The sequence below is a fragment of the Pseudomonas sp. R3-41 genome (assembly GCF_054161485.1).
This window is the reverse complement of record NZ_CP096421.1, coordinates 5,531,382-5,555,984: the sequence shown is the minus strand read 5'-3', so window position 1 is coordinate 5,555,984 and position 24,603 is coordinate 5,531,382. Positions and strand designations below refer to the sequence as shown.

Below are 24,603 nucleotides of genomic sequence, written 5' to 3'. Positions count from 1 at the left end.
GAGATTTCCTCATGATTGGAATCGATCGAAATACCGGCGCCACGGTCGACGACTGGCTGCAGTTCGTGCAGCGCGCCACCCGTGCCTTGACCACGCCGTTGGGCACCCGCCAGAAGCGCCCGTTGTATGGCTGCGCACTCACCCAGTTGCTGGGGCAGAACCTCGGCGACGACCTGTTGATCCTCGCCCAGAGCCATGCGGCCCAAGCGTTCTACAACTCCCACAACGGCATCGATGATTTCGAGCCCCAGGTCATCGTCGCCAGCCGGCACGGTGCCGGATTGCTGCTGCGTTTCGCCGGCACCTGGAAAAACCGCAAGCAGACATTCGAGGTGATGACATGAGCATGTTGATACCCGGCCAGAACCAACTGGCCGAACCGGCCATCGTCACCGTCGAAGCGTTCGAGGATTTGCTCGCCGAGTTCAAGACCTTCGTGGTCGAGTACGTCGCTGCACGCTCGCCCACCAGCGCCGCCAAGTTGGTGGACAGCCTCGAGAACGAAAGCGAACTGCTGACCCTGGCCCTCGAGGCGTTCTGTGTCCGGCTGCAAACCCACGAACGCAAATACAACGCCCGCATCAAGCAGATGTTGGCGTGGTGGGCCACCGGCACCAACCTCGACGCTCGCCTCGCGGACATGGGGCTCGAACGCCAATTGCTCGACCCGGGCGACCCGGCGGCGTTCCCGCCCGTCCCCCCGGTCTACGAGAGCGATGACGATGCACGGTTGCGCTACTACCTGGCACCCCACGCCCCGGCGGCTGGCTCGCGCATGCAGTATCGGCGGGAGATTTTTACCCTGGGGCAGCGTCCCGTCGTAAAAGTCGAGAACGCCTCGGCGGGTGTGGTGACGGTCACCTACACCTTCGACCCGGACAGCTACGCAGCCCAGATCAAGGACGGTAACGGACGCCGTACCGCGCCCGGCGAAGTCACGGTCACGGTGCTGTCCCGCGACGGCAATGGAACGCCGTCCGAAGCGTTGCTCGACGGCGTCCGCGAGCACTTCGCCCGACCGGATGTACGGCCCGAGACGGACTTGGTCATCGTGCAGGCCGCGCAAATCAAACCTTACAAAATCCGCGTCGTGGCGAAGATCAATCCCGGGCCTGACTCGGGCCTGACCCAGGCTGCCGCACAGCAGCAACTGCTGGACTATGCCGAGGCGTGTCATCGCCTGGAAGGTCGGGTGGACCCCAGCTGGATCGACTACACCCTGCACAGCGCTGGCGCGGTTCAACTGCAGATTCTCGAACCGCTTGCGCCGATTGTGACGACGGCTTTCCAGGCGCCGTACTGCACGGGCGTCGAGGTCGAGGTGGATACGTTATGAGTGACGACACTTCTCGACCGAGCCTGCTGCCGGTCAACAGCTCGCCGCTGGAGCGGGCGCTGGATCTCGGGTATGCCCGGCTGCTGGAACGCGTCGATCCGCCGTTTCCCGAACTGATGAATCCGGCGGCCACGCCTTTGGCGTTCTTGCCTTATCTAGGAGCCGACCGCGGTGTCAGTGAATGGAGTTCCGAGGCGCCCGAAGCTGAGAAGCGCTTGACCGTTGAACTCGCCTGGCCCACCGCTCGGCAGGCCGGGACGCGAAAGGCGCTGGAAAATGCGGCCAAGGGGTTGCAGCTGATGCCTGAAGTGCGCGCCTGGTATGAGCAAACGCCACCGGGCCCGCCCTACAGTTTTTCCGTCAGGGCGTTTACCGAGCAGCCCTACAGCGAAGCCATCGACGCCCGTCTCGACCGCCGCCTGGCCGATGCCAAGAGCGAGCGTGACACCTTGAAGGTGTCTGTCGGCTTGAGCGCATTCGGCCGTCACGTCATCGGCGCCGCGACGCTGTGCGGCGAGCTGACCACGGTTTATCCGATCGTCATCGAAGGCCTCGAAGCCTCGGGCCAGGCCTTCATGGCCGCCGGGCTCTACACCGTCGAAACCTCCACTATTTATCCACAGGGGTCCTAAATGGCCGACTACTACACCCTGCTCACCGATGCGGGGATCGCCTACGAAACCGCCTGCAAGGCGGCGGGCACACCGATCAAACTGTCGCAGATTTCCGTCGGTGACGGTGGCGGCGCCGAATACAACCCGGCCGCAACGGCGACGGCGCTCAAGCGCGAAGTCTGGCGCGGGCCGCTCAATGCGCTGTTCCAGGATGAAAACAATCCGAGCTGGCTGCTGGCCGAAGTCACCATCCCGTCCGACGTCGGCGGCTGGTATGTGCGTGAGGCCGGGATCTGGACCGATACCGGGATTCTTTACGCGATCGTCAAATATCCGGAGTCGTTCAAACCGGTGTTGGCGACGTCCGGTTCGGGGAAAGAGTTTTATATCCGATCGATTTTCGAGACCAGCAATGCCGAGCTGGTGACGTTGCTGATTGACGATACGGTGGTCAAGGCGACGCGGGCTTGGGTTGCAGGTTACGTCGCTGATGAACTCGCCAAGCTCGACAGGAAGCAGTCGGTGCGGGTGGCAACGACGGCCAACATTGTCTTGAGCGGCGCGCAGGCGATCGATGGTGTGGCGGTGATCGCCGGGAATCGGGTCTTGGTCAAGTCACAGACTTTGGCGAAAGACAACGGTATCTACGTTGCCGCGAACGGCGCTTGGGTTCGGGCGAAGGATGCCGATGCGAGTGTCGAGGTGACTTCGGGGTTGATTGTCTCGGTGGAGGAGGGGACGACGCTTGGCAATACGATCTGGCAGTTGATTACCGATGGAGTGATTGTACTGGGCGCTACGGCGTTGACGTTCCAGAACATCACGCAAGGGTTTGCGCCGCTCAATTCACCCGTGCTGCTGGGCGTCCCGACGGCCCCGACTGCTCCGGTCAGCAACAACAATCAGCAACTCGCGACGACTGCGTTTGTGCAGCGTGCGCTCGGCAACCATTCAAGCGTTGGTGGGTTGGACGCGAGTACCGTTCTGACCGCGGATGCGTTCGGCAAGTCGTTCATCATCAATTCGGCCAACCCAGTGAACATCACCTTGCCCAAGGCAAGCACGGGGTTCAATGGCGGCACTATAAACCTGCTAAACGTTTCGACCGGTGCTGCAACCATCGTCTTGCAAGGTACGGATTATGTGGCGGGTATTGCTGCTAATCAGTTGGTGTTGAAGACAATGGACAGCATCACCTTGTCGACCGGCGCGGGCATCACTTGGTACGCGGAGAACGGATCGGTGCCGGATGCGTTGTCTGCTGCATTCAATGGAGGGGTTCGGGCCGTCATGGCTCGTTATGGCCTGGGGGGCTCTGCCTACAGTTACACCGGGAGTATCGATAGCCTTGTGGAAAACGGTGTGTTTCTAGTCAGCGCTTCGACCACGGGAACGAAGCCGGAATATCCCCCACAGCAGGGCACGGGGCAGATTCCCCAGGGCACTGTGTTCCACATGGAGCGGGGCAGTAGCAACATGGCTACGCAGGTTTGGGATTCGTTGGTGAATGCCATCCTACCGATTACTTGTATACGTACGCGTACTGCTAATGGTGTCTGGACTCCTTGGGCGCAGATCTGGAGCAGCAACAACACTCCTAAACAAGCTAACCCGCTCGATCTGACCCCGGGCGCAATGCTTGCTCCAGGGGCGTTTGGAGTGGGCCGCGCAATCGTTGGTACCGCGCTGGATTTGAATGACTACACGATACCGGGTGATTACCTGACAGCCACGTCAGGCCAGCTCAACATCCCGCCCGGCTGGAGCCCTACTCGACGTTACGGCCTCAGGGTTTCCGGCCTGTCCAATGCCGGCGAGCGTCTGACACAAACGCTGATCGGGGGAATGTCGGGGGATGAGGTTGGCATGGCGGTCCGCGCGCGTCGTGAGGATGGGCAGTGGAAAGACTGGGAGGAAATTACAACCAGTCGACACGGTCCTTTCAAGGCAACTCAGACTTATAAGGCCGCCGGGGTGTTTACCTGGGCAGTGCCAGCTGGCGTCAGGAAGGTCTGGGTGACGGTATTCGGCGGTGGTGGCGGTGGCGGGCGCTTCTCCCACGGCGGAGGCGGCGGAGGTGGCGGCGGGATTTCCGAAGGGTTGGTAGACCTGACCGGCGTTTCCTCTGTCACGGTTACTGTCGGCGCTGGTGGGGCTGGCTGGGCCGGAAGTGATGGCGACGGAGCGCCTGGCAATGCATCATCTTTCGGCAGTTTCATGAGTGCAACGGGCGGCGCTGGTGCGTCGAAGTGGTACGGCGGCAGAGCGGGCCTTGGCTCAGGAGGAGATATCAATACCACTTTGGGCTCAGGTGGACATGCAACTCGCCACGACAATGGCCTGGCTTCTTCTGGATCCATATACGGCGGCGGACATGGCGCGGGCGGCCGAGGTTATGGGGCAGGAGCAGGTTCAGTTGAGCAAGGCGGTTCGTCCAGTACGCTTGCCGGCAGCGGCGGGGGCGGCGGCAATGAAAACGGCAACGGCGGCAATGGGTCGCCCGGTCAAGTAGTTATCAGATGGTGATCAACATGTGGGCATTGATACAAGACAGCGTTGTGCATGAGGTGACGGAGGTCGATCCCGCAGGACGTTTCCACCCGGATTTGATGTGGAAGCCATGCGGCGGAGAAGTCAGGCACGGCTGGCGGTACGACGGGGAGGCATTTGTCGAGCCGGTGAGGGAGGGCGATTCCCTGGCCGCCAGCGAGCGAGCCTGGCGCGACGCGCAGATTCACGCCAGCGAGTGGCTCGTGATACGTCATCGAGATGAACAGGACTTGAAACAGGAGACTACCCTGACGGACGCTCAGTTTTCCGAATTGCTTATCTACCGGCAGGCCCTCCGGGACTGGCCGCAGTCACCAAGTTTCCCCGACAGCCAATACCGCCCCGTCGTGCTGCCCTGGTTCGTCAGTCAAACCCAATAAGTCGCCCCGCACCACGGGGCATTTTTTTGACCGTCAAATTTCAACAACACCCAACAGCCCCTTCCCCAGGGGCTTTTTTCATATCCGGAGAAACCCAAATGGCACTACGCCAAACCTACACCGTGCTCCTCCCATTCCCCACCGGAGGCGGGCACTGGTCGACCGTCGGCCAGGAACTCGATCTGCTCGACGTCGAGGCCAACGCTTTGCGCAGCGCCGGTCGCCTGGCATTGAAAAAAACCGAAGCCGTCGAACCGGCTTCTGCATCCAACCCGGCCAAAAAGGCCACCACCAAAAAGGCTGAATAACCATGGCTGAGGTTTTGAACTTCGAGCACAACGGCATTACCGTCAATGCCACCGAATCTCCCGAGGCCATGGGTGGCCTGGGTGACAACGTCATCGGTCTGGTCGGCACCGCGCCGAATGCCAACCCGCTGATTCCGAAAAACACCCCGTTCCGTATCAACAGCTTCACCACCCAGGCCCAGTTGGACCCGACCGGTGCCGAGGCGGGTACGTTGTTCCAGGCGGTCTACCAGATCCTCAAAGTGGTCAAGGTGCCGGTCTATGTGGTCATCGTCGAAGAGGGCGCGACCCTGGCCGACACGCAGAACAACGTGATCGGCGGCATCGAGGCGCAGACCGGGCGCAAGTTGGGCCTGGCCGCGTTGAGTGGCGTCGCGGAAGACCTGACGATTATCGGCGCGCCGGGCTTCACCGGCACCAAGGCCGTGGCCAGCGAATTCGCTTCGTTTGGCAAGCGCATCAAGGCTCGTGTGGTGCTCGATGGCAAGGACGCCGCGGTCGCCGACCAAGTGACCTACAGCCAGGAGCTGGGCGGCGCCGACCTTGGTTTCGACCGTTGCCTGGTGGTGCATAACATGCCGGCGGTGTACTCCAAGGCCGCGAAGAAAAACGTCTTCCTGGCCCCGTCGAGCCTGGCCGTCGCCGCGCTTGCCAAGGTCAAGCAGTGGGAGAGCCCGGGCAACCAGGAGACCTTCGCCGAGGACGTTTCGCGCACCGTCGAATACAACATCCTCGACACCTCCACCGAAGGCGATCTGCTCAACCGCTACGGTGTCAGCTACTACGCCCGGACCATCCTCGGCGGCTTCTCGCTGCTGGGCAACCGCTCCATCACCGGCAAGTTCATCAGCTACGTCGGCCTGGAAGATGCCATCAGCCGCAAGCTGGTGAAGGCCGGCCAGAAAGCCATGGCCAAGAACCTGACCAAATCGTTCATGGACCAGGAGGTCAAGCGCATCAACGACTGGCTGCAAACCCTGGTGGCCGACGAAACCATCCCTGGTGGCAGCGTGTACCTGCACCCGGAATTGAACAGCGTCGAGAAGTACAAGAACGGCACCTGGTACGTGGTCATCGACTACGGCCGCTACGCACCGAACGAACACATGATTTATCAACTCAATGCCCGCGATGAAATCATCGAGCAGTTCCTGGAGGACGTTCTCTAATGTTTACCAACCGCGTAAGACAGGCCATCGCGGCCACCCTGCAAGGCCTGCCGTTGTCGGCGACCGTGGAAGATTTCACCCCGCCGAAAATCGAATTCGACATGGAAGAGATGCGTGGCGGCCGTTTCATTGGCGAGGAAATGGCCAAGGGCGGCAAGGTGCTGACGGCCAAGCTGACCCTGCAAGGCCTCGGTCCGGAAGTCATGCTGGCGTTGGGCGTGACGGTGGGCGAGGACATTCTGCTCAACGTGCGTGAAGCCGGCCAGGACCAGGACGGCAACACCTGGTTCACCTATCACACGGTGGGCGGCAAGTTGAAATCCCTCGAGGAAACCCCGCTGAAAATGAATGAGAAGCCCAAGACCAATCTTGAGCTGTCCTGCCGCACTTACAACCGTCTGGAAAATGGCGTGCCGGTGATCGACATCGACGTGCGCACCCAGAAGTTCGTGCTCAACGGCGTCGACATTCTTGGCGATGCGCGCCGTGCGGTGTTGCTGCCTTAAACAAACCAGCTGGCTAGACACAGTCCCTGTGGGAGCGGGCTTGCTCGCGAAGAGGCCATCAGCTTCAACAGCAATGTTGACTGACACACCGCTTTCGCGAGCAAGCCCGCTCCCACAGGTGGCTCGTCCACGCTGCTTCACCAAGGAACTGATTTCATGTCCTGGATGCCTCCTAACCATGAGCTGCTGTCGCCGATCACCGGTGACGATGGCTCGCAGATCGAGCAGCTCCCACTCAAGCCTCTGTACTACGCCGCGCAAAAAGAGGCCCTGGCCCGCGCTGGCGATGACGAAGACGATCAGTTCTTCGAACTGGCCAAACTGGCCACCGGCCTGTCGGTCAAGGAACTCGACCAGCTCAAGCGCCCGGACTACGTGAGCATTGCCCAGTACGTGCACGAAATGTCCACCCGCCCGGCGTCGCACTTCCTGGAATCGGTGGACAGCGCAGCGGTCGATCCCGATCAGGTGCAGCTGCTGCAACCGCTCGACATCGCGGGCCGCAGCCTGACCTCGTTGACCCTGGAAATGCCGGTGCTGCGTGCCACCAAGGCCATGAAAAAACTGAAGACGGCCAAGGAACGCGCCGAGTTCATCACCGCCCATTGCACTGGCCTGATGATCCCCGACCTCGATCACCTGACTGTGCCCGACTGGACACAACTTCAGGTACGCATCGACGATTTTTTAAACAAACCGGCGGACTTCTTTCGGAGCGCGACATCGAAGTGATCCTCGATGTGGTGCCGCTCATTTACTCGGTAAGTGAGGCGGAAATCCTGGAGTGGGACGCCGGCAAGGCCTTGCGCCGCTACGACATCGCGATCACTCGCCTTGGCGTGAAACAGGAGTAGAGCGGGATGGCGGACGATAGATATTCGCTCAAATACGCAACCTTCAATGAGCCTGGGTTGGCGTTCGGTAATGCCAGCCTCACCAGTGGCGTGTCGGCACAAGGCGCGTTCGCCAGGGATCAACTGGCGAGCCTCGATCTGGCATTGGAGACACTCGGTCTCAAGCTCGGACTGCTGACCACGGCGATCGAATCGCTGACCGTGAAGCTTTCGGCGCAACGATTGTTCTCCCAAACAATGGGCGGCGGCGCCAAGGGCGAGTCGGCCAATGAGCAAAAGGGCAAGTCCAGTGGCGGTATCGAACCACCGGCGCTGCTCAAACCTGCGATAGCGATGGATTCGGCCATGGCCGATCTGAAGCAGGTCACCGGATTTACCCCGCGCCAGATCGAACAGACGACTGAGTCAACCCGGCATGTCGCCACCGCTCAGTTGGTGGCGGCCGGGGGCACCACGGCGGTTGAAGTGGTGAGAATGCAAAGCCTGGCGGCCAGCAAAGGCATCGGCAACGATTTGCCCAAGGCCTCGGACCGACCGTCGGAGCTGTCGCGTTTCGCCTCGGATGCTGCCGTCATCGCGACGGCGACCAAGAGGCCGGCCATGGAGGTTGCCGAGATGCTCGCCGACTGGCGCATCTCCATGAAGCTCAGCGGCGCTCAAGCCTTTGACTTGGCGGATGCAACCAACCAGTTGGGCAAGCTACCCGATGGTGCGAAACCGGCTGAAATCGGCGCGGTCTTGCAGCGTGACGGTGCGGCTGCGACGACGGTAGGCCTGGCCCCTGCGCAAGCCGCAGCGGTGACGGCGGCATTGCTCAATACCGGTACCAAACAAGCTGAAGCCGGCGTGGCGCTGGATAGCTTCGCGACGGCCCTGGGCAAGGGTGGCCAAGTCTCCGCCACCGAGCAAAAGGCCTGGAAACAGTTGGGCCTGGAACCCACGGCGGTGGCGAGCGGCTTGCGTGACAAGGAGACAGCGCCTGGCACGGTGATGACAGTGCTGGCGGCCTTGAACGCGCAACCGGCCGAAAGGCGCTCGGCCCTTGCCACGACGTTATTCAGCAATGGCGATGAAGCCGTGCTGCGCATGGCGCAGAAGCTGTCCGATGTGAACGCAGCTTTCTTGCAGGTGAAAGACCCAGGCCAATACGCCACTTCACAATTGGGCAACGACGGTTCGGTGCGGCAGGATGCATTGGCGCTGTCGAAAACCCATCAAGGCCAACTGAATATCCTCAACGCCCGTAACGAGCGTTTGTCGTTGGCCACGGGAAACGCGCTGATGCCTTCGGCGGGTAGCTCATTTCAGGGGCTGGGTTCGCTCGCCGATGGCATGAGTGAATTGGCAGAGTCCTCACCCAAAGCCGCCGCGGCCATCGTGTTGATCGGCGCGGCGATCAAACCGCTGGTGGGCGCGTTGCTCAAGGCGGTAGGAGATGAGATCTCCAGTCAGGTGGCCAAGCGGGTGTTGGGGAGGGCCGCTCCGCACCTTCCCGGTCGATTGGGTGAAGCGATCTCCGAAGATTTCAGAAATCCTCGGGTGGGCAAGCTGGATACAAGCAATGCCAACCAGCGTCCCGAATCCCCGAAAGGGTCGAAAATACGCGTCAGTACACGAGGCTCACTGGGAGGCGCAGGGCGTTTTTCACTCGCGCCAACCGCCTCGTTACGCTCGATGACTCGCAGGGCGCCAGGCCCATTAAAAGTCGTTGGTGCCGTCGCTGATGTGGCCGAGGGAGTGCTGACCGGCGACAAACGAATGATGGGCGCAGGCCTGGGCGCCGCAGGTGGCGGCTGGGCCGGCGCTGCTGCGGGGGCTGCGGCCGGTGCTGCGTTGGGGAGTGTCGTGCCGGTGCTCGGCACTGCCATTGGTGGCGTGCTTGGCGGACTGCTGGGCGGCTGGCTGGGGAGCGATGCCGGCGCGTCTCTGGGGGAAAAACTCGTCGCCCCGGTCGACAGGCTCGCCGCGCCAGAGCAGGTCAGCAAAGACCTGGCTAGCACCCAGGCAACCACCCAGCAAAACACCATGACCGCCAACATCTACATCAACGGCCAGGACCAGGCCAGTGCGAGCCAGTTGGCGAACTTGGTGGTGCAACAGATCAGCGGCCAATTTGGCCTGACATCCATGCCCAACTCACTGGCCATGCGCAGTGATGCGGCCCTGACCGACGGAGGTACGTGATGCGTCAACAAATGGCCCTCGGCAGTTTCATCTTTGGTCTGTCGAGAAATTTTGCGTACCACCAGTTGGTACACACCTCGGATGGCGGCTGGAAAAACATCGACATCCTCACCAGCAAGCCCAAGTCCAGCCAGATCGGCCAAGGCCTGCAAGGGCTGACGATTACCGGCAAATCGATGTACGCCACCGCCATGGATCGCCTCGATGAGTTGCGCGCGTTGCAGGCGCAGCGCGTCCCACTGCCGTTGGTCGATGGCATCGGCCGCAACTGGGGCCTGTGGCAGATCAACAATGTCACGGAAACCCAGACCGCAATCATTGATGACGGCACGGCGATGGTGGTGGGCTGGGTGGTTGATTTGAAGGAGTTCGCCAATGCGTAGGGTTCGAAGTATCGCCGGTGATTCGGTGAATCTCTTGCTCTATCGGGAGCTGGAACGTTGCGACGACCTCGTCGAGGAGGCGCTCTGGCGTCTCAATCCCGGATTGGCTGAATGGGGCCCGGTATTGCCGGCGGGTGTGTGGGTGGTCTTGCCGGAAGTGGACCTCAAGCCCGTGGCAACCCCACCGGTTTCGGCCTGGGATTAAGGAGGCGACATGGCATTGGGTTTTACGCCTGCGGTGGAGATTTATGGCGCGAACGCCGCGCTGCTCAACGAACGCCTGCTCAAGTGGGAGCATGTCGACGCGGCGGGCATCGAGTCCGATCAGCTGACGCTCACCATCAGCCTGGACGGTCTGGAAGGGTTGCCCAGCCTGGGTGGGAAAATCGGCCTGCGGGTCGGTTACCTGGAATCGGGCCTGGTGGACAAAGGCGAGTTCGTCATCACTCGGCGCACGCCGTTCCTGTTTCCGCTGCAACTGGTGCTAGTGGCCATGGCGGCGCCGTTCAGCGCGGCGGACCAGACTGGGTTCAAGCAGCGCCGATCCGTCAGCCATGGTCCGACGACCCTGGGGGCGCTGTTTCGCCAGCTGACTTCCAGGCACGGGTTTTCGCCCCGTGTGGCGCCGGACCTGTCGCTGATAAAAATCGAGCACATTGACCAGTCCAACGAAACCGACATGGGATTCCTCACGCGGCTGGCCCATCGTTATGACGCCGTCGCCAAACCAGTCAACGAGCTGTATGTGCTGGCCCGGCGCGGCCAGGCGAAGTCGTTGTCGGGCAAGGTCCTGCCCGAGATGAAGTTGTCGGTGACGACCAACAATCGCCCGGGCGACCACGCTTTCATTTCGGCCAAGCTGGATGAAACCGCGCGGGCGAAGTACGACGGCTGCAAGACCAGTTGGTGGGATGCGGCGGCGGGCAAGCTGCGGGTCGAGGAGAGCGGCATCGCGCCGTTCAAGACCTTGCGCCAGCGCTTCCAGAGTGCAGAAGAAGCCCGCGCCGCCGGTGAAGGCGAGGTGCGCCGTATGTTGCGCGAAGCCCTCAAGGTGACGATCGAATGCCCTGGTAACCCGGGGCTGTGCGCCGAGGGCATCGTACTGCTGGACCCGTCCTGGCCGGATTTCATGCGCGGTCGCTGGTCGATCGACAAGGTCACGGCCAGCGGCAGCCGGGAAAAAAGCTACCGCTGCAGCATCGACGCAACCTGCCTGGACGCCAAGGCCTGACCCTACCCACGCTGTGGGAGCGAGCTTGCTCGCAAAGACGCCAGAACATCCAGCATCAATGTTGCCTGACGCGCCGCTTTCGCGAGCAAGCCCGCTCCCACAGAAGGACTCGGATGGGCGCATGGGTATGTGCAACGCCGAGCAAACCTGTGGGAGCGAGCCTGCTCGCGATAGCGTCAGCTCAGTCACTTTGATATCGACTGACCCACCGCTATCGCGAGCAGGCTCGCTCCCACAGGTATTCCTCGACTGCAACTTTCAACAACTGGAATTCCTCCATGAAGATCACACCGATCCTCACGCAGTTTTTCTGAAGCCGATCCAGCATCGGGTCAATCAAGGAGAATGCCATGCTCGTCACGCGAGCCCAACTGCTGCAAATCCTCCCGAGCGCCGGCGCCAATGCCAGCGTTTTTGCACCGGTCCTGAACGCTGCCATGGACCGCTATCGGATCATCAGCGTCAAACGAATGGCCGCGTTCCTGGCCCAGGTCGGTCATGAGTCGGGACAATTGCTTTATGTGCGTGAGCTAGGCAGCGAGCAGTACCTTGAAAAATACGATACCGGAACCCTGGCCGTTCGCCTGGGCAACTCGCCCCAGGCTGACGGTGACGGTCAAAAGTATCGCGGCCGAGGGCTGATCCAGATTACCGGCCACGACAACTATCTGCGTTGCAGCCTCGGCCTGTTCGGCGATGAACGCCTGCTGGCCTTGCCTGAGCTTCTTGAACGGCCGCAATGGGCCGCCGAATCCGCCGCCTGGTTCTGGGAGCAGAACGGCTTGAACGAATTGGCCGACCGCGATCAGTTCAACACCATCACCCGCCGTATCAACGGCGGCTTGAACGGCCTGGAGGACCGCCTGCAATTGTGGGCGCGGGCGAAGGAGGTGTTGTGCCAACCTTCGACCTGATGCCCTTTTCATCCCGTGCCCTGGGCGTTGTCGTGTTGCTCGCGCTGCTGGCCGGCGGTTCGGCGCTGCTTGCGTGGCGGGTCCAGGATTGGCGTTACGGTCACCAGTTGGCCCGGCTCGCGCAGGCTCAGGCCGAAACGCTGAATCAAATCACCCAGGCGGCTGCGATGCAGCAAAAGGCCGAGCAAGACAAGCGCCGGGTCCTGGAGCTACAACTCGCTGCCAGCGAACAAACCCATTACCGAGCCTTGAGCGATGCCCAACGTGACCAGGATCGCCTGCGCGATCGTCTTGCTACTGCCGATGTCCGGCTGTCAGTCCTCCTCGACGCCGACGATGTTGCCGCCGGCTGTGCAGTGCCTGCCGCCGCCCGCGCCAGCGGCGTGGATCATGGCGCCCCACGCGCCCGACTTGACCCGGCGCATGCTCAACGAATTATCGCCATCACCGACGCCGGTGATCGCGGATTGATCGCGTTGCAGGCTTGCCAGGCCTACATCAGGGCCCTGGGTCAGTAGTCTGGCGAGCCTTGCAAGCTTCGATCGCTCGTGTACGGTAGGCCCCAATTGCGTGGAATCAGGAGAGCACCATGGACGACATTACCGAACTGGCCGCGGAACTGGGCAGGCGCCTGCAGCGGCTCAATGCCCATGTGACCACAGCCGAGTCCTGTACGGGCGGGGGGATTGCCGAGGCCATCACGCGGATCCCCGGGAGTTCGGCCTGGTTCGAGGCCGGTTATGTCACCTATTCCAATCGTCAGAAAAGCCAGCAGCTGGATGTGCCCGCCGAGTTGTTCGAAAAGGTGGGGGCGGTCAGCCGTGAGGTGGTCGAGGCCATGGCGCTAGGTGCCCAGCGCAAAAGCCTGGCGCGGTTTGCCGTGGCGGTCAGCGGCGTGGCCGGGCCGGACGGGGGCTCGCCGAGCAAACCGGTGGGTACCGTGTGGATCGCCTGGAGGATCGGCGAGACGGTGTACAGCGAGCAGAAATTCTTCCCAGGCAGTCGCGACGAGGTCCGCCGACAAACGGTGAAGGCCGCGCTAGACGGGCTGTTACAACATGCCGCCGTAGAAATCTCAAATCAGGGGTAGGCGATCCCGGATCGCTGTGGAATAATACTGGCTACTTATACAGGTGTTGGCCGCCAGGCCTTATTGATTACGTGAGGACTTTAATGGACGACAACAAGAAGAAAGCCTTGGCTGCGGCCTTGGGTCAGATCGAACGTCAATTCGGCAAGGGTGCCGTAATGCGTATGGGCGATCAGGACCGTCAGGCTATTCCTTCCATCTCCACCGGCTCCCTGGGCCTGGACATTGCGCTAGGCATTGGCGGTCTGCCAAAAGGCCGGATCGTTGAAATCTACGGTCCTGAGTCGTCCGGTAAAACCACACTGACCTTGTCCGTGATCGCCCAGGCCCAAAAAGCCGGCGCGACCTGCGCCTTCGTCGATGCCGAACACGCCCTGGACCCGGAGTACGCCGGCAAACTGGGTGTCAACGTCGACGACCTGCTGGTTTCCCAGCCGGACACCGGCGAGCAAGCCCTGGAAATCACCGACATGCTGGTGCGTTCCAATGCGGTTGACGTGATCATCGTCGACTCCGTGGCTGCACTGGTGCCAAAGGCTGAAATCGAAGGTGAAATGGGCGACATGCACGTGGGCCTCCAGGCTCGCCTGATGTCCCAGGCCCTGCGTAAAATCACCGGTAACATCAAGAACGCCAACTGCCTGGTGATCTTCATCAACCAGATCCGTATGAAGATCGGCGTGATGTTCGGCAGCCCGGAAACCACCACCGGTGGTAACGCACTGAAGTTCTACGCCTCGGTTCGCCTCGACATCCGCCGTACCGGCGCGGTGAAAGAAGGTGACGAAGTGGTCGGCAGCGAAACCCGCGTCAAGGTCGTGAAGAACAAGGTGGCTTCGCCGTTCCGCCAGGCCGAGTTCCAGATTCTTTACGGCAAGGGCATCTACCTCAATGGCGAGATGATCGACCTGGGTGTGTTGCACGGTTTCGTCGAGAAGTCGGGCGCCTGGTACGCCTACAACGGCACCAAGATCGGTCAGGGCAAGGCCAACTCGGCCAAGTTCCTGGCGGATAACCCGGAAGTTGCCGCGGCCCTCGAGAAGCAGCTGCGTGACAAGCTGTTGAGCCCGGTGGCAGACGTCAAGTCCGTGGCTAATCGTGAGCCCGTTGACGACCTGGCTGATGCCGACATCTGATTGATCCGATGACCGTCGTACTCGATACCCTCGTCGCGGTGCGGCGAACCGCGATGGACCTGCTCGCCAGACGCGAGCACGGTAGGGTCGAGCTGACGCGTAAACTGCGTCAGCGCGGCGCAACCGATGAGTTGATCGACACAGCCCTCGACCGCTTGACTGAAGAGGGCTTGTTGTCGGAGTCCCGTTACCTGGAAAGCTTCGTCGCTTATCGTGCTCGCTCCGGCTATGGTCCTTTGCGCATTCGTGAGGAACTGGGCCAACGCGGCTTGCAACGCCCGGACATCGAACTTGCCCTGCGCGAAAGCGGTATCGATTGGCAGGAGCAACTGACGGACACCTGGCGTCGCAAGTTTTCAGGGCATTTGCCCATCGATGCACGGGAGCGAGCCAAGCAGGGGCGTTTCCTGGCGTACCGAGGGTATTCCATGGAAATGATCAACCGCTTGTTCAGCGGTCGCGGTATGGATGATTGAATAAAAACGGCCCGCTATTTCGATAGCGGGCCGTTTTTTTATGGCTCAGGTTACCTTGATCGGCTCCCATGTGAGGGGGTGGGTCTTCTGGGTGGGCTGGGCCCAGTTTTCCGGCAGGTTGATGTAATCCACCAGCTCCCTCAAGCGACCGTGGTTGCGGGCGTTGAAGGCGAACGTCAGCCGCGTCAGATGACTGAATCGGGCCTCGTCGTGCTCTTCACCGCCGTAGTCATGTTGATGAAAACAGTCGTTCAGGCACAGGTCGGCAAAATCCACCTGCATCTGCTGCACCGCCTGTTCGCTTAGCTTGTGATTCATGCGGATCACGAACTGGTGCTTGAGCCAGCGACTGGAATGGAAGTTGCGGTAGAACTGGTTGATCTCTTCCACGGCCTCCTCGGCGTTGTATACCAGGCGCATGAGCTTCATGTCTGTGGGCAGGATGTAGCGATTCTCCTCCAACTGCTCGCGGATAAAATCCAGGGCGCCTTGCCAGAACTTGCCTCCGGGAACATCCAGCAGGACCACCGGTACCAATGGGCTTTTACCGGTCTGGATCAGCGTCAGGACTTCCAGCGCCTCATCAAGCGTGCCGAAACCGCCGGGACAGAGCACCAGTGCGTCGGCCTCCTTGACGAAAAACAGTTTACGGGTAAAGAAGAAGTGGAATGGCAACAGATTCGACGTGCCTTCAACAGTCGGGTTTGCGTGCTGTTCGAAAGGCAGGGTGATATTGAATCCCAGGCTATGGTCACGCCCTGCGCCTTCATGGGCCGCAGCCATGATGCCACCGCCGGCACCGGTGATGACCATCATGTCCGAGCGGGCCAGCGCAGCGCCCAACTCTCGGGCCAGGCCGTACAGAGGATGTTCGATGGGCGTTCGGGCCGAGCCGAAGACTGTAACCTTGCGCCGGCCCTTGAATTGTTCGAGCGTACGGAAGGCCTGTTCCAATTCCCTTAGGGCTTGCAGCGTAATCTTGGCATTCCAGCGGTTGTGATCCTCCTCGGCCATGCGCAGCACAGTCAGGATCATGTCGCGGTAAATGGGGAGGTTGGGGCTGTCGGGTGATACCAGGTTGAGTTGTTCTTCGACCTTGCGGGTGAGGTCGTGGCCGTGATTCTCAAAATGACGATTGAGCAGGTCATTCGGTTTATAAGGCATTCAGCTTCTCCTTCTTAACAGGACCCCGGCCCGAACGAGAGATTCGTTCGGGCCACGACACTCCGTGTGTCATTGCCAGCCCAGGCACCGGCTGGCGGCTGACCTGGCTTGACGCGGTCTGAGGCAGGGCGACCAAGCCATCCAACGGGTTCTGCTTTTCCCTTTGATAAAAACAAGCACGCCAAAGTGTTGGCCGGACAGGCTCTTTCTGCCCGGTGCAACGGCTAAGAATACTTCTGGATCTAGCCAATCTTTGCTGTCCTGATCATGGCGCTCAAAAGTGACCGTTGGCAACCGCTGGATAAACGGACGGCAATATCGCGCCGCTCGTCAGATTGCCGGCCGACTGCGTGTCGCTCTGATTTACTGATAACAAGCGTGCCAACGTAATTGACGCCCAGGGCTGGGTGCCACGTGATGGATTGAAGCGGATCGGGCAGGGAGGCGGGAGAGATGGCCAGGGTGACTCTGGAACTCGACAGGCAGTTGTACTTGATGCTGTTGGAATCGGCACAGGCCAATCGGGTGAGTCTTGAGGAAGAATGCTGTCGCCGGCTGGGCGGGCGAGCATGGCGCTCGCGCTATCTGCAGGCGCTGGTGGCGGAACTGCGCGCCGACGATGAGCAGCGGCGCGCAAGCTCGGGTTGATTACTTCTTCGTCTTGGCGGGTTTCGGGCAATCCGATTCCTGGAAGCGTTCGGTCGCGACCGGACGGTTGGTCTTAACCTCGGTAAATTCATAGCGCATCGTCGCGCCCTTGGCCATCAACTTGCGAAAGCCCGGATTGGTGCACACCGTGGAACCCAGTTGGAAATACACGGCCTTGGGGTCTGCGCGCATTTTCTGGGCATGGCTGCTTTGCACGCTGAGGTGGTTGATCAGCTCGGTGCCTTCGACGGTATAACCTTGGTCGAGAATGTCTTCGTTGATCGCCCGTGGCGTGCCGACGCTACTTTCCTTGGCAACGTTCTGCAGCATCTTGTTCAGTTCGAGTTCTTTCAGCGAGGCAGCCTGAGCGCTGAAGGACGTCGCCAGCAGAACGGCAACGGTAGGGACGATAAGGCGCAGCATGAAACTCTCCTGGTTCAGTGACTGGTGGTTCGACCGATCACATGACTGTGCGTTCAGTGGCCGGGGATTATAGGGGAGCCCGTGTGGACGGTACAGGTTCGTGCGCTCTGGTAGACTGCCGGCCTTTATTGCCCTGCCGAGTGTTGTTCGTGTCGAGTTTTCCTGTCCGTCGGCGTTGCCCACGATGAATCACGCCCCTAACGCCGTAGCCCGCCTGCGCGACCAGCGCATCGATGAAGGCATCAAGCCGATTCAGGCCCGAGGCTGGCGCGCGCCCCGTTGCAGCGCCTGCCGTGTGATCGAGAGCCATTGCCTGTGCGCCTGGCGTCCGAGTGTCGAGACCCGTTCCGGTGTTTGTTTGATCATGACCAACAAGGAAGTGTTCAAGCCAAGCAATACCGGTTGGCTGATAGCCGATGTGGTACGTGACAACCATGCATTCATCTGGTCGCGCACCGAGGTCGATGAGCAATTGTTGGCGTTGCTGAACGATCCGCAGTGGCAACCTTACCTGGTGTTCCCCGGCGAATATGTCGAGCCATCGCGAGTCACCCATACGGTGGATCTCGATCACGCCAAGCGTCCGCTGTTCATTCTGCTGGACGCGACCTGGACGGAGGCGCGGAAGATTTTCCGTAAAAGCCCGTATTTCGACCGGCTGCCGATCCTGAGCCTGCTCCCCGACAGACTGTCGCGCTACCGCTTGCGCCGTTCGACCCGCAGCGAGCACTTGTGCACCGCTGAGGTGGCGGCGTTGTGCCTGGAGTTGGCGGGGGACAGCGACGCCGCGTCGGCCCTGGATGCCTATTTCGATGTGTTCAGTCAGCATTACCTGGGCGCCAAGGGCCAGCGGGAGGTGAACCTGTCGACCCCGGCCCATGCCGAGTTGCAACCCTTCATCCGTACGCCGCAGGCAGTATTGGCCCAATAGTGGCCCATACTGGACAAAGGGCGGCCGTGCTGCTTGACCACCCTGGCTTCGCTGGGCATGCTTGGCGCCGACCAGGGCGCCGCCCACTGTTTGAAACGCTATGTTTGGCGTTGAACGTGCCCCTGTGGATGCCGTCGCCGGGCGGTGTCTCGAGTTGTCTTGGCGAGGCGCGAATGCATCGGGCCTGCCATTAAAAACAGGATCATTTGAAAAATGGCCACATACGAAATCCTGATTGCCGATGACCACCCGCTTTTTCGCAGCGCGTTGCATCAGGCAGTGACCCTGGGCCTTGGCCCGGCTGTCCGGTTGACGGAGGTGGCCAGCATCGCGGAACTGGAGGCCCGGCTGACGGACAAGGCCGACTGGGACCTGGTGCTGCTGGACCTGAACATGCCCGGTGCCTATGGTTTTTCAGGGCTGGTGCTGTTGCGCGGCCAATATCCGCAGATCCCCGTGGTCATGGTCTCGGCCCAGGAAGAAGCCTCGGTGATGGTCAAGGCCCGGGAGTTCGGCGCCAGTGGCTTCATACCCAAGTCCAGTTCCCTTGAAATGATTCAAAAGGCTGTGAAGGCGGTCCTGGACGGCGACGTCTGCTGGCCTCCCCAGGCGTTCGAAGCGGTGAGTGTGTCCGAAGAAGCCAAGGCCGCCAGCGCGGGCCTGGCCAGCCTTACACCGCAGCAGTTCCGGGTGTTGACCATGGTCTGCGAAGGCTTGCTGAACAAGCAGATTGCCTATGAACTGAACGTGTCGGAGGCCACCATCAAGGCCCACGTCACGGCGATCTTCCGTAAACTGAACGTACGCACCCGGACCCAGGCGGCGCTGTTGCTGCAACAACTTGAGTCAATTTCGCCGCAGGCTTGATGCGCTGCTTCACGCTTTTTTGACCGGGTTTGAATTAGTTTCTCCACTCCTTTTCGATCAGTTGCCCACTCTATGTCACCTTTTAAAGGCCAGACCGGCCTGAAACGCATCCTCAACGCCTCCGGCTATTCCTTGGACGGGCTGCGCGCGGCTTTTGTCGGCGAAGCGGCTTTCCGGCAGTTGGTGCTGCTCAACGTCGTCCTGATTCCGTTGTCGTTCTTCCTGAACGTCAGTCGTGTCGAACAGGCGCTGCTGATTGCCGTGTGCCTGCTGGCACTGATCGTGGAGTTGCTCAACTCGGCGGTGGAGGCGGCCATCGACCGCATCTCCCTGGAGTTGCACCCGTTGTCGAAAAACGCCAAGGACATGGGCAGCGCCGCCCAGTTCGTCGCCCTGACGATGATCGCATTGGTGTGGGGCCTGATCCTGCTGTAACGGGTCAGGCAATGGCCGGCAGCACGATTTCGTCGCTGCGTTGGGCCCCGGCGGTGAAGGCCCGGCACAGTTCGAGGAATTCGCGCATGGCCGAGGTCTGGTACTTCTGTTTGTGCCAAATGAAATAAAACTGCCGCGCCAGGTCCATGTCCGGGGTTTCCACTGCGACAAGGCTGCCGCGGCGGAAGGCGTCGCGCAGGGCCAGGCGGGAGATGCAGCCAATGCCCAGGCCGGATTCCACGGCGCGCTTGATCGCTTCGGTGTGTTCCAGCTCCAGGCGGATATTCAACGCGCTACGGTGGTGGCGCATGGCCTGGTCGAAGGTCAGTCGCGTGCCCGAACCCTGCTCCCGCAGAATCCAGGCTTCATGGGTCAATTCCTCCATGGTTGCCTGGCCGCGCTTGGCCAACGGGTGTTGAGGGGCACAGAACACTACCAGTTCGTCCTCGACCCAGCTTTGCACTTCGATGTCCGGGTGGCTGCAGTCGCCTTCGATTAGACCCAGATCAATTTCATAGTGGGCAACCTGGTGCACGATATTGGCAGTGTTCTGCACATGCAGCTTCACCTGGCTTTCCGGATGGCGTTGCATGAAACCGCCGATCAACAAGGTCGCCAGGTAATTGCCAATGGTCAGTGTTGCGCCGACCGCCAGTGAGCCGAAACCGGATTTGCCGTTGAGCAGGTCTTCGATCTCCTTGGCCTGGTCCAGCAGCGCCACGGCCTGGGGCAGCAGTTGTTTGCCCAGGGCATTGAGGCTCAGGCGTTTGCCGGCACGGTCGAAGAGTTGGCAGCTCGATTGCCGCTCCAGTTCGGTGATGGAGGTGCTGGCCGCCGACTGCGACAGATTGAGCTGGCCCGCAGCGCGAGACACGCTTTCCTGCTGTGCGACGGCGACGAAGACTTGAAGTTGACGTAGAGTAAATCGCATATCTATATAACCGATAACCCTTATCTTAATAATCCATTTAACAGATATTGTCGCCGCCATTAGAATGCGATGCAATTGCGCAGATTATCGGCGCAGGCATCATTCCCAGGAGTCCCCGTACATGAGCAACATGAACCACGAGCGTGTCCTCAGTGTTCATCACTGGAACGACACTCTGTTCAGCTTCAAGTGCACCCGCGATCCGGGCCTGCGCTTCGAGAACGGTCAGTTCGTGATGATCGGCCTGCAACAGCCCAATGGCCGCCCGCTTATGCGCGCTTACTCGATTGCCAGCCCGAACTGGGAAGAGCATCTCGAATTCTTCAGCATCAAGGTGCCCGATGGTCCGCTGACTTCCCAGCTGCAGCACCTGAAGGAAGGCGACGAGATCATCATCAGCAAGAAACCCACCGGCACCCTGGTGCTGGACGATCTCAAGCCTGGCAAGCATCTGTACCTGCTCAGCACCGGTACTGGCTTGGCGCCGTTCATGAGCGTCATCCAGGATCCGGAAACCTATGAGCGTTTCGAAAAAGTGATCCTGTGCCACGGCGTGCGCTACGTCAATGAAGTCGCCTATCGCGAGTTCATCACCGAGCACTTGCCGCAGAACGAGTTCTTCGGCGAAGCCCTGCGTGACAAGCTGATCTACTACCCGACCGTGACGCGCGAGCCGTTCGAGAACGAAGGCCGCCTGACCGACCTGATGCGCAGCGGCAAGCTGTTCCGCGACATCGGCCTGCCACCGATCAACCCGCAGGATGACCGCGCCATGTTGTGCGGCAGCCCGAGCATGCTCGACGAGACCAGCGAAGTGCTTAACAGCTTCGGCCTGACCGTTTCGCCGCGTATGCGCGAGCCGGGTGACTACCTGATCGAGCGGGCGTTTGTAGAGAAGTAAACTGTTGCAATAAGTGTGAAATGGGGTGTCAGCCAACATAGTGGTTGAATGTCGGACCGCTTTCGCGAGCAAGCCCGCTCCCACATTAGATCGCGGTGAGCGCGAATTTTGTGTTCACCACAGATCCACTGTGGGAGCGGGCTTGCTCGCGAAGATGGCGACTCGGTCCAACAGGTACGCCCCCACAAAAAAGCCCGCGCCGCCTGATGAAGGCCGCGCGGGCTTTTTCGTTTCTGGTGTTTACGGTTTCGCCGGAATCACTTCCAGCACCCGGATCAACCCCGGCTCCGGGTAATGCCAACGCACATCCAGATCCCAGAACTGCGCACCATATTCCCGTTCGGCCGTAGGAATCTGGTACGCCGGGCGTGGGTCTTGGGCCAAACATTGCTCAATCAACTCCACCAAGGGTTCTTCCAGGCGCGTGGCATGCTCATGGGCTTGAAGCAGCGCAGTGTCAGCCCATTGCACCGGAATCAACTCAGGCGCGGCGCTGGCGATGCTGTTGGTGGCCGAGCCGATGATGTCGGCGTAGGGCACGTAGGGCTTGATGTCCAGCACCGGGGTGCCGTCCAGCAAATCGATGCCCGAGAGCCACAGGCGTCCGGCTTCCACCCGTTCCAGCTTCACCACCGACTGGCCGATGCCGTTGGGGCGATGGGTGGCGCGAGTGGCGAACACACCCATGGACTTGTTGCCACCCAGGCGTGGCGGCCGCACTTTCAGGCGTGGCTTGTCTTCCAAGGCCTGGTGGAACAGAAACAGCAGCCAGACATGGCTGACCTGCTCCAGGCCCTGCACCGCCTCGCCCTGGTCGAACGGCGCCACCAGTTCCAGCACACCGCGTGCGGCCGGCGCCAGTTGCGGTTGGCGGGGAATGGCGAACTTCTCCTTGAAGCAGGAGCGTAGGAAGCCGATGGGGGAGACGCTGTAGGTCATGGGTTGGGATCGGGGCGAGGTTGAAAAGGCATCATAACGCGAGGGACCAGGTTGGCACTGTTCTCTGTGGCGAGGACGCTTTTGTGGCGAGGGAGCTTGCTCCCGCTGGGCCGCGAAGCGGCCCCCCTGGTTTTGTCTGACACACTGCGAGGGGACGCTGCGCGTCCAGCGGGAGCAAGCTCCCTCGCCACAAAGGCCCAGGAGGCCTGGGAAGTCAGCCGCGAACGCGCAGCGTCAGGCCCTTGAGGAAGTTGCGCAGCAGCTGGTCACCGCACGGTCGGTAGTTGGTGTGGCCGAACTTGCGGAACAGCGCGCTCAGTTCCGGCTTGGACACCGGGAACTCGGCGGCCTTGAGGATGGCGTGCATGTCGTCTTCCTTCAGTTCGAAGGCCACCCGTAGTTTCTTGAGGATGATGTTGTTGGTCACCGGCACTTCGATGGGCTGCGGCGGACGGCTTTCGTCCTTGCCGCGCTTGAAGATCACCAGACCATCGAGAAAATGCGCCATGACCTCGTCGGGGCAGAACACGAAGCCTTCTTCCTCGTCTTTCTTGAGGTAGCCCGCCAAGTCCGCCAGGGAGACGTCGAGGCCGCCCAGCTTGATGATCTCGATGACTTTCTTGTCGCTGATGTCGAGCATGTAGCGCACGCTGCGCAGTACGTCGTTGTGAATCATGTGTGCGGTCCTGATCAATCGGCAGTGGGCGCCTGCGTTCGGTGCGGCGCCGGGAAATTAGAATTTTTCTTTGGTAGACAAGTAGCGCCACTGGCCCAGCGGCACTTTGCCGATGGAGACGCCGCCGATGCGGATGCGGCGAATGGCGACGACCTTGAGGCCGACCGCCTGGCAAAACAGCGCGATCACGCCGGGCTGCGGGTTCTTCATGGCAAAGCGCAGGCGGTTCTCGTTCTGCCAACTGGCCTTGACCGCCGGCAGTTCCTTGCCCTTGTAGGTCAAGCCATGGTTCAGGCGATTGAGGCCATGGGCGACCATTTCGCCTTCGACTTCCACCACGTATTCCTGCTCGATCTTGGCGGCGTCGGCGGTGAGTTTGCGCAAGATCTTCCAGTCCTGGGTGAACACCAGCAGCCCGCTGGCGTTGGCCTGCAGGTCCGCGCTGGCGGTCAGGCGCAGGAAATGCCCCTTGAGCGGGCGCTTGCCGAAGCGATGTTCTTCGCTCAGGGTCTGCGGTCCGAGGGAAGCCATTGCGGTGTCTGCATCCATGCCTGCCGGGACGTTCAGCAGGAGCGTCACCGGCTCCGGCGCAGTGGCCTTGGCCTCGGGGTCGAGTTCGACTTTCTGGGTCGTCACCTTGAACTGCGGCTCATCGATCACTTCGCCGTCCACGGTGACCCAGCCGCCCTCGATGAACAGCTCAGCCTCCCGACGGGAACAGCCGACGAGTTCGATGAGGCGTTTGGAGAGACGAATCGGGTCAGTCATGACGGGGGCCGTAACAAAAAGAGGGTGGGCATTGTACCTGCCTGGCGCCGGTTAATCGCGGGTCCATTTGCCTCATGCAACTTTTAGCCGCGTCCCGCCTTCAGGTCAGGCTGCTTGTAGCGCATGTGCAGCAGCGGGTAGGGCTGGTTCATGCCATCTTTTGCCGAGCGCCCGACCACTTCGAAGCCTTGCTTGAGGTAAAAGCCCAAGGCTTGCGGGTTCTGTTCGTTGACGTCCAGTTGATCGGCGTTCAGGTGTTCCATGGCGTAGCGCAGCAACAGCTTGCCCAGGCCCTGGCCACGGTGTTGCGGGTCGATAAAGAGCATCTCGATCTTGCCCGCCGCGACACCGGCGAAACCGGTGATCCGTTGGCGTGCGTCACGGGTGCAAATGAGCATCACCGCATCCAGGTAACGAGTGAGTACCAGGTTTTTCAGTAATTCGATGTAGCTGTCCGGTAGAAAGTCATGGGTGGCCCGCACCGACGCTTCCCAAACCTGGGCCAGTTCCTGGTAATCGCTCGGTTTCGGTGTGTGGATGACCGAATGCTGGCGCATGTCCATCAGTTCCTTGTGCTGGATGTGCTGGGTTTCTCCATACGATAGCCGTAAAAAAGCCCCGCATCTCGTTACAAGAGCGGGGCTTCGGAATTTTTTCGGTGCCGGCAGGTGAATGGCTTGCGAACACCCCGTGGCGAGGGAGCTTGCTCCCGCTCGATTGCGTAGCAATCGCAAAGAGGGGCTACTTCGTAGCCCAGCGGGAGCAAGCTCCCTCGCCACAACAGCGGTC

The 24,603-nt window shown here is 60.9% G+C and carries 30 protein-coding genes; 23 read left to right on the top strand and 7 right to left on the bottom strand.

Annotation, left to right across the window (positions count from 1 at the left end):
- Nucleotides 1-11: 11 nt before the first annotated feature.
- The 18 genes from M1D99_RS23995 to recX all read left to right on the top strand — a co-directional run bounded on the left by M1D99_RS23995 (nucleotide 12) and on the right by recX (nucleotide 15,131).
- Nucleotides 12-344, top strand: coding sequence for a phage baseplate protein (locus M1D99_RS23995; protein WP_458130871.1), 333 nt, complete (start codon nucleotides 12-14; stop codon nucleotides 342-344).
- Nucleotides 341-1,336 carry a baseplate J/gp47 family protein gene (locus M1D99_RS23990; protein WP_458130870.1) on the top strand — a complete coding sequence of 332 codons (996 nt, stop codon included), beginning with the start codon at nucleotides 341-343 and terminating at the stop codon, nucleotides 1,334-1,336. The genes M1D99_RS23995 and M1D99_RS23990 overlap by 4 nt, the downstream gene beginning before the upstream one ends.
- Nucleotides 1,333-1,968: a phage tail protein I gene (locus tag M1D99_RS23985; RefSeq protein ID WP_458130869.1), complete on the top strand. Its 636-nt coding sequence runs from the start codon at nucleotides 1,333-1,335 to the stop codon at nucleotides 1,966-1,968. The genes M1D99_RS23990 and M1D99_RS23985 overlap by 4 nt, the downstream gene beginning before the upstream one ends.
- Entirely contained in the window at nucleotides 1,969-4,476 is a 2,508-nt protein-coding gene (locus M1D99_RS23980) for a phage tail protein (RefSeq protein ID WP_434572054.1), read from the top strand.
- Entirely contained in the window at nucleotides 4,470-4,880 is a 411-nt protein-coding gene (locus tag M1D99_RS23975) for a phage tail assembly chaperone (protein ID WP_250965894.1), read from the top strand. Before M1D99_RS23980 ends, M1D99_RS23975 begins: the two co-directional genes overlap by 7 nt.
- A 98-nt stretch (nucleotides 4,881-4,978) precedes the next feature.
- Nucleotides 4,979-5,188: a hypothetical protein gene (locus M1D99_RS23970; protein ID WP_434572051.1), complete on the top strand. Its 210-nt coding sequence runs from the start codon at nucleotides 4,979-4,981 to the stop codon at nucleotides 5,186-5,188.
- Nucleotides 5,189-5,190: 2 nt separating this feature from the next.
- On the top strand, nucleotides 5,191-6,357 hold the full coding sequence (locus M1D99_RS23965) for a phage tail sheath protein (RefSeq protein ID WP_434572049.1): 1,167 nt from the start codon (nucleotides 5,191-5,193) through the stop codon (nucleotides 6,355-6,357).
- The gene (locus M1D99_RS23960) at nucleotides 6,357-6,863 is read left to right on the top strand and encodes a phage major tail tube protein (RefSeq protein ID WP_186705528.1); all 507 of its coding nucleotides are present in this window, start codon (nucleotides 6,357-6,359) and stop codon (nucleotides 6,861-6,863) included. Before M1D99_RS23965 ends, M1D99_RS23960 begins: the two co-directional genes overlap by 1 nt.
- A gap of 156 nt (nucleotides 6,864-7,019) precedes the next feature.
- Nucleotides 7,020-7,595 (top strand): phage tail assembly protein, encoded by a 576-nt coding sequence (locus tag M1D99_RS23955; RefSeq protein ID WP_434572045.1) that lies wholly within the window; start codon nucleotides 7,020-7,022, stop codon nucleotides 7,593-7,595.
- 128 nt (nucleotides 7,596-7,723) lie between these two features.
- Nucleotides 7,724-9,901: a phage tail tape measure protein gene (locus M1D99_RS23950; RefSeq protein ID WP_458130868.1), complete on the top strand. Its 2,178-nt coding sequence runs from the start codon at nucleotides 7,724-7,726 to the stop codon at nucleotides 9,899-9,901.
- Nucleotides 9,901-10,284 (top strand): phage tail protein, encoded by a 384-nt coding sequence (locus M1D99_RS23945; RefSeq protein WP_186705531.1) that lies wholly within the window; start codon nucleotides 9,901-9,903, stop codon nucleotides 10,282-10,284. Before M1D99_RS23950 ends, M1D99_RS23945 begins: the two co-directional genes overlap by 1 nt.
- Nucleotides 10,277-10,489, top strand: coding sequence for a tail protein X (locus M1D99_RS23940; protein WP_186728883.1), 213 nt, complete (start codon nucleotides 10,277-10,279; stop codon nucleotides 10,487-10,489). The genes M1D99_RS23945 and M1D99_RS23940 overlap by 8 nt, the downstream gene beginning before the upstream one ends.
- A gap of 9 nt (nucleotides 10,490-10,498) precedes the next feature.
- Nucleotides 10,499-11,515 carry a phage late control D family protein gene (locus tag M1D99_RS23935; RefSeq protein ID WP_458130867.1) on the top strand — a complete coding sequence of 339 codons (1,017 nt, stop codon included), beginning with the start codon at nucleotides 10,499-10,501 and terminating at the stop codon, nucleotides 11,513-11,515.
- A gap of 350 nt (nucleotides 11,516-11,865) precedes the next feature.
- The gene (locus tag M1D99_RS23930) at nucleotides 11,866-12,429 is read left to right on the top strand and encodes a glycoside hydrolase family 19 protein (protein WP_458130866.1); all 564 of its coding nucleotides are present in this window, start codon (nucleotides 11,866-11,868) and stop codon (nucleotides 12,427-12,429) included.
- Nucleotides 12,411-12,947: a lysis system i-spanin subunit Rz gene (locus M1D99_RS23925; protein WP_458130865.1), complete on the top strand. Its 537-nt coding sequence runs from the start codon at nucleotides 12,411-12,413 to the stop codon at nucleotides 12,945-12,947. The genes M1D99_RS23930 and M1D99_RS23925 overlap by 19 nt, the downstream gene beginning before the upstream one ends.
- A gap of 71 nt (nucleotides 12,948-13,018) precedes the next feature.
- Nucleotides 13,019-13,519, top strand: coding sequence for a CinA family protein (locus tag M1D99_RS23920; protein ID WP_458130864.1), 501 nt, complete (start codon nucleotides 13,019-13,021; stop codon nucleotides 13,517-13,519).
- A gap of 83 nt (nucleotides 13,520-13,602) precedes the next feature.
- Nucleotides 13,603-14,655: a recombinase RecA gene (recA, locus tag M1D99_RS23915; protein WP_014336835.1), complete on the top strand. Its 1,053-nt coding sequence runs from the start codon at nucleotides 13,603-13,605 to the stop codon at nucleotides 14,653-14,655.
- 8 nt (nucleotides 14,656-14,663) lie between these two features.
- Nucleotides 14,664-15,131 (top strand): recombination regulator RecX, encoded by a 468-nt coding sequence (gene recX / locus M1D99_RS23910; protein ID WP_411386647.1) that lies wholly within the window; start codon nucleotides 14,664-14,666, stop codon nucleotides 15,129-15,131.
- Between the two features lie 45 nt (nucleotides 15,132-15,176).
- On the opposite strand, the gene M1D99_RS23905 is transcribed toward recX, so the two are convergent.
- Nucleotides 15,177-16,295 carry an LOG family protein gene (locus tag M1D99_RS23905; protein WP_458130863.1) on the bottom strand — a complete coding sequence of 373 codons (1,119 nt, stop codon included), beginning with the start codon at nucleotides 16,293-16,295 and terminating at the stop codon, nucleotides 15,177-15,179.
- Nucleotides 16,296-16,748: 453 nt separating this feature from the next.
- Between M1D99_RS23905 and M1D99_RS23900 the strand changes: the two genes are divergently transcribed.
- Nucleotides 16,749-16,943: a hypothetical protein gene (locus tag M1D99_RS23900; protein ID WP_186705555.1), complete on the top strand. Its 195-nt coding sequence runs from the start codon at nucleotides 16,749-16,751 to the stop codon at nucleotides 16,941-16,943.
- Here the strand turns inward: M1D99_RS23900 and M1D99_RS23895 are convergent, their stop codons facing one another.
- On the bottom strand, nucleotides 16,944-17,366 hold the full coding sequence (locus tag M1D99_RS23895) for a quorum-sensing-regulated virulence factor family protein (protein ID WP_003198359.1): 423 nt from the start codon (nucleotides 17,364-17,366) through the stop codon (nucleotides 16,944-16,946).
- Between the two features lie 184 nt (nucleotides 17,367-17,550).
- On the opposite strand from M1D99_RS23895, the gene M1D99_RS23890 reads away from it, so the two are divergent.
- The 3 genes from M1D99_RS23890 (at nucleotide 17,551) to M1D99_RS23880 (ending at nucleotide 19,599) form a co-directional block, all read left to right on the top strand.
- On the top strand, nucleotides 17,551-18,297 hold the full coding sequence (locus M1D99_RS23890; RefSeq protein WP_458130862.1) for a tRNA-uridine aminocarboxypropyltransferase: 747 nt from the start codon (nucleotides 17,551-17,553) through the stop codon (nucleotides 18,295-18,297).
- A gap of 213 nt (nucleotides 18,298-18,510) precedes the next feature.
- Nucleotides 18,511-19,164, top strand: a complete 654-nt coding sequence (gene erdR, locus M1D99_RS23885) for a response regulator transcription factor ErdR (protein ID WP_186705557.1) — start codon at nucleotides 18,511-18,513, stop codon at nucleotides 19,162-19,164.
- Nucleotides 19,165-19,236: 72 nt separating this feature from the next.
- A complete protein-coding gene (locus tag M1D99_RS23880) occupies nucleotides 19,237-19,599 on the top strand; it encodes a diacylglycerol kinase (protein WP_053118952.1) in 363 nt (120 codons plus the stop codon).
- A gap of 4 nt (nucleotides 19,600-19,603) precedes the next feature.
- On the opposite strand, the gene M1D99_RS23875 is transcribed toward M1D99_RS23880, so the two are convergent.
- On the bottom strand, nucleotides 19,604-20,530 hold the full coding sequence (locus M1D99_RS23875) for a LysR family transcriptional regulator (protein ID WP_024617637.1): 927 nt from the start codon (nucleotides 20,528-20,530) through the stop codon (nucleotides 19,604-19,606).
- Nucleotides 20,531-20,651: 121 nt separating this feature from the next.
- On the opposite strand from M1D99_RS23875, the gene fpr reads away from it, so the two are divergent.
- Nucleotides 20,652-21,431 carry a ferredoxin-NADP reductase gene (gene fpr / locus M1D99_RS23870; RefSeq protein ID WP_003184787.1) on the top strand — a complete coding sequence of 260 codons (780 nt, stop codon included), beginning with the start codon at nucleotides 20,652-20,654 and terminating at the stop codon, nucleotides 21,429-21,431.
- A 240-nt stretch (nucleotides 21,432-21,671) separates the two neighbouring features.
- Here fpr and tsaA read toward each other — a convergent pair whose 3' ends face one another.
- The 4 genes from tsaA to M1D99_RS23850 all read right to left on the bottom strand — a co-directional run bounded on the left by tsaA (nucleotide 21,672) and on the right by M1D99_RS23850 (nucleotide 24,371).
- Nucleotides 21,672-22,370, bottom strand: a complete 699-nt coding sequence (gene tsaA, locus M1D99_RS23865; RefSeq protein ID WP_186705558.1) for a tRNA (N6-threonylcarbamoyladenosine(37)-N6)-methyltransferase TrmO — start codon at nucleotides 22,368-22,370, stop codon at nucleotides 21,672-21,674.
- 214 nt (nucleotides 22,371-22,584) lie between these two features.
- Nucleotides 22,585-23,046 (bottom strand): YehS family protein, encoded by a 462-nt coding sequence (locus tag M1D99_RS23860; RefSeq protein ID WP_053182473.1) that lies wholly within the window; start codon nucleotides 23,044-23,046, stop codon nucleotides 22,585-22,587.
- Between the two features lie 57 nt (nucleotides 23,047-23,103).
- Entirely contained in the window at nucleotides 23,104-23,814 is a 711-nt protein-coding gene (locus tag M1D99_RS23855) for an rRNA pseudouridine synthase (RefSeq protein ID WP_458130861.1), read from the bottom strand.
- Between the two features lie 83 nt (nucleotides 23,815-23,897).
- On the bottom strand, nucleotides 23,898-24,371 hold the full coding sequence (locus tag M1D99_RS23850; protein ID WP_458130860.1) for a GNAT family N-acetyltransferase: 474 nt from the start codon (nucleotides 24,369-24,371) through the stop codon (nucleotides 23,898-23,900).
- Nucleotides 24,372-24,603 lie beyond the last annotated feature (232 nt).

What these genes read in the sequence shown, in the direction of transcription:
- M1D99_RS23995 (WP_458130871.1), top strand. Translation starts at nt 12, where the DNA reads ATGATTGGAATCGATCGAAATACCGGCGCCACGGTCGACGACTGGCTG.
- M1D99_RS23990 (WP_458130870.1), top strand. Translation starts at nt 341, where the DNA reads ATGAGCATGTTGATACCCGGCCAGAACCAACTGGCCGAACCGGCCATC.
- M1D99_RS23985 (WP_458130869.1), top strand. Translation starts at nt 1,333, where the DNA reads ATGAGTGACGACACTTCTCGACCGAGCCTGCTGCCGGTCAACAGCTCG.
- M1D99_RS23980 (WP_434572054.1), top strand. Translation starts at nt 1,969, where the DNA reads ATGGCCGACTACTACACCCTGCTCACCGATGCGGGGATCGCCTACGAA.
- M1D99_RS23975 (WP_250965894.1), top strand. Translation starts at nt 4,470, where the DNA reads ATGGTGATCAACATGTGGGCATTGATACAAGACAGCGTTGTGCATGAG.
- M1D99_RS23970 (WP_434572051.1), top strand. Translation starts at nt 4,979, where the DNA reads ATGGCACTACGCCAAACCTACACCGTGCTCCTCCCATTCCCCACCGGA.
- M1D99_RS23965 (WP_434572049.1), top strand. Translation starts at nt 5,191, where the DNA reads ATGGCTGAGGTTTTGAACTTCGAGCACAACGGCATTACCGTCAATGCC.
- M1D99_RS23960 (WP_186705528.1), top strand. Translation starts at nt 6,357, where the DNA reads ATGTTTACCAACCGCGTAAGACAGGCCATCGCGGCCACCCTGCAAGGC.
- M1D99_RS23955 (WP_434572045.1), top strand. Translation starts at nt 7,020, where the DNA reads ATGTCCTGGATGCCTCCTAACCATGAGCTGCTGTCGCCGATCACCGGT.
- M1D99_RS23950 (WP_458130868.1), top strand. Translation starts at nt 7,724, where the DNA reads ATGGCGGACGATAGATATTCGCTCAAATACGCAACCTTCAATGAGCCT.
- M1D99_RS23945 (WP_186705531.1), top strand. Translation starts at nt 9,901, where the DNA reads ATGCGTCAACAAATGGCCCTCGGCAGTTTCATCTTTGGTCTGTCGAGA.
- M1D99_RS23940 (WP_186728883.1), top strand. Translation starts at nt 10,277, where the DNA reads ATGCGTAGGGTTCGAAGTATCGCCGGTGATTCGGTGAATCTCTTGCTC.
- M1D99_RS23935 (WP_458130867.1), top strand. Translation starts at nt 10,499, where the DNA reads ATGGCATTGGGTTTTACGCCTGCGGTGGAGATTTATGGCGCGAACGCC.
- M1D99_RS23930 (WP_458130866.1), top strand. Translation starts at nt 11,866, where the DNA reads ATGCTCGTCACGCGAGCCCAACTGCTGCAAATCCTCCCGAGCGCCGGC.
- M1D99_RS23920 (WP_458130864.1), top strand. Translation starts at nt 13,019, where the DNA reads ATGGACGACATTACCGAACTGGCCGCGGAACTGGGCAGGCGCCTGCAG.
- recA (WP_014336835.1), top strand. Translation starts at nt 13,603, where the DNA reads ATGGACGACAACAAGAAGAAAGCCTTGGCTGCGGCCTTGGGTCAGATC.
- recX (WP_411386647.1), top strand. Translation starts at nt 14,664, where the DNA reads ATGACCGTCGTACTCGATACCCTCGTCGCGGTGCGGCGAACCGCGATG.
- M1D99_RS23905 (WP_458130863.1), bottom strand. Translation starts at nt 16,295, where the DNA reads ATGCCTTATAAACCGAATGACCTGCTCAATCGTCATTTTGAGAATCAC.
- M1D99_RS23900 (WP_186705555.1), top strand. Translation starts at nt 16,749, where the DNA reads ATGGCCAGGGTGACTCTGGAACTCGACAGGCAGTTGTACTTGATGCTG.
- M1D99_RS23895 (WP_003198359.1), bottom strand. Translation starts at nt 17,366, where the DNA reads ATGCTGCGCCTTATCGTCCCTACCGTTGCCGTTCTGCTGGCGACGTCC.
- M1D99_RS23890 (WP_458130862.1), top strand. Translation starts at nt 17,551, where the DNA reads ATGAATCACGCCCCTAACGCCGTAGCCCGCCTGCGCGACCAGCGCATC.
- erdR (WP_186705557.1), top strand. Translation starts at nt 18,511, where the DNA reads ATGGCCACATACGAAATCCTGATTGCCGATGACCACCCGCTTTTTCGC.
- M1D99_RS23880 (WP_053118952.1), top strand. Translation starts at nt 19,237, where the DNA reads ATGTCACCTTTTAAAGGCCAGACCGGCCTGAAACGCATCCTCAACGCC.
- M1D99_RS23875 (WP_024617637.1), bottom strand. Translation starts at nt 20,530, where the DNA reads ATGCGATTTACTCTACGTCAACTTCAAGTCTTCGTCGCCGTCGCACAG.
- fpr (WP_003184787.1), top strand. Translation starts at nt 20,652, where the DNA reads ATGAGCAACATGAACCACGAGCGTGTCCTCAGTGTTCATCACTGGAAC.
- tsaA (WP_186705558.1), bottom strand. Translation starts at nt 22,370, where the DNA reads ATGACCTACAGCGTCTCCCCCATCGGCTTCCTACGCTCCTGCTTCAAG.
- M1D99_RS23860 (WP_053182473.1), bottom strand. Translation starts at nt 23,046, where the DNA reads ATGATTCACAACGACGTACTGCGCAGCGTGCGCTACATGCTCGACATC.
- M1D99_RS23855 (WP_458130861.1), bottom strand. Translation starts at nt 23,814, where the DNA reads ATGACTGACCCGATTCGTCTCTCCAAACGCCTCATCGAACTCGTCGGC.
- M1D99_RS23850 (WP_458130860.1), bottom strand. Translation starts at nt 24,371, where the DNA reads ATGCGCCAGCATTCGGTCATCCACACACCGAAACCGAGCGATTACCAG.